Genomic DNA, 1,818 nt, shown 5'->3' with positions numbered 1-1,818 from the left:
AAGGATTCAAAGTCAACTTACCACCATTAGCTCCAGTAGCTGTAGTTGTAACATTGGTAGACATAGTGGCATATTTAAGGTCGACGTTTAGACCCCAATTTTTATCAAACATATAATCCATACCAACTTGACCAACCGCACCAAAGCTTGAGTTATCGACTGAATATGCTCCATTACCCAAGTTGTTACGACTACTAAAGATTGTGTAATTCACGCCTGCACCAACATAAGGCTTGAATGCGCCAAAATCTGTGAAATGATATTGGAGAAGTAAAGATGGGGGAAGTGCCTTAATGGTACCGAGCTTGTCGCCACCAGCATCGATCTGAATGGTCTGTGGATAAGTTAACACTAGTTCTGCAGCAATATTTTTAGTGAAAAAATAGGAAATATCCAACTCAGGAATAACCTGGTCCTTTGCTTTTACATTGGCACCTTGGACTACGCTACCGGATTGGCCATTACTCCAAAGTAAGTCCACTGCACGTACACGAACCATCCATGGGTTCTCGCTTGAAGATTGAGCTTGAGCAGCGATTGGAGCCAATGAAGCTACTGCTGCCATAGCGGCTACTAGAGTTTTAAGACGCATGATTTACCCCTTTTTTTGTTATCAATTTGATGGATCTATTTTCAAATTGAAGATGGGGTTGTAATTTGATGCAAATCAAATTCAGAGACTGCAGAAATTAATTTTTGGTTTTAAACCAACACTATTTTGATGAGTTTTTGATGTAGATCAAATGAGTACAGGCTCTCACTCAATTTCGCTTAAAGCACTTTTGAGTAAGTGCCCTTTGCTTGAGATTCTCTAAGATGGCGATCAAAGGTCATTGCCACACGTCGAGCCAGGAGTCGGCCTTTGATAGGCACGACCATCTTCGCACCCTGCCACTCCAGTAGTCCAGCCTGTTCCAGATGCTTTAGCTCTTCAATCTCTATCTTGAAGTAACTTGGGAAGTTGATTTGGTGAGTCTTGCCAAATAAATCAGTATCCAGAGCAAATTGGCACATTAACTCGCCAATTAATTCACGACGCAGTAAATCATCCTTGTCTAATTGCAGGCCTCGGAGTGTCGGCAGATGGCCATCATCGATTGCCGAGTAATACTCGTCTAGTGTGCGGACATTTTGCGAGTAACAATCATCCACCTTACCAATCGACGAAATTCCAAAAGCCAAGAGATCACATTCAGCTTGCGTAGAATAGCCTTGGAAATTGCGATGCAAATTACCCTCTGTTTGAGCAATCGCCAATTCATCATCTGGCTTGGCAAAGTGGTCCATGCCAATAAAGACATAACCCGCTTCACCCAACCTCTCAATCGTGTTTGACAAGATATCGAGCTTGTCAGCAGCTCCAGGCAAATCTGCCTCAGCAATTCTGCGTTGGGGCTTAAAAATATGGGGCAAGTGCGCATAGTTATAAACAGAAAGGCGGTCAGGACTCATTTTGAGAACCGCATCGACCGTTTCTTTGAAGGTCTCTGGTGTCTGCTTTGGTAAGCCATAGATCAAATCAACGCTTCTAGATTTAAATCCGTACTTCCTAGACCAATCTATTACTGCTTGAGTTTCCTCAATTGTTTGGACGCGATGCACCGCTTGCTGTACCTCAAGGTTGAAATCTTGCACACCAAGACTGATGCGGTTAAAACCCAATTCAGCAAGTAAAGCAATATCTGATTCAGCAACCCGTCGTGGATCGATTTCTATCGAGTATTCGCCACCAGGAAGTAGCTCAAAATGCTCACGCGTATGGTGCATCAACTCAATCATCTCCTCGTGAGATAAAAATGTTGGTGTACCCCCACCCCA

The 1,818-nt window shown here is 43.3% G+C and carries 2 protein-coding genes; both read right to left on the bottom strand.

Going from position 1 to position 1,818, the window contains the following annotated elements; genetic code table 11:
• On the bottom strand, window positions 1–592 hold a 592-nt coding region (locus B7Y67_RS16955; protein ID WP_293599633.1), incomplete at its 3' end, for an OmpW family outer membrane protein.
• 179 nt (window positions 593–771) lie between these two features.
• Window positions 772–1,818: oxygen-independent coproporphyrinogen III oxidase (hemN, locus tag B7Y67_RS16950; RefSeq protein ID WP_293599632.1), on the bottom strand; the 1,047-nt coding region annotated here is incomplete at its 5' end.

This window comes from Polynucleobacter sp. 35-46-11 (assembly GCF_002281105.1).
The sequence above is the reverse complement of the archived record's forward strand: the minus strand, read 5'-3'. Positions and strand labels throughout refer to the sequence as shown.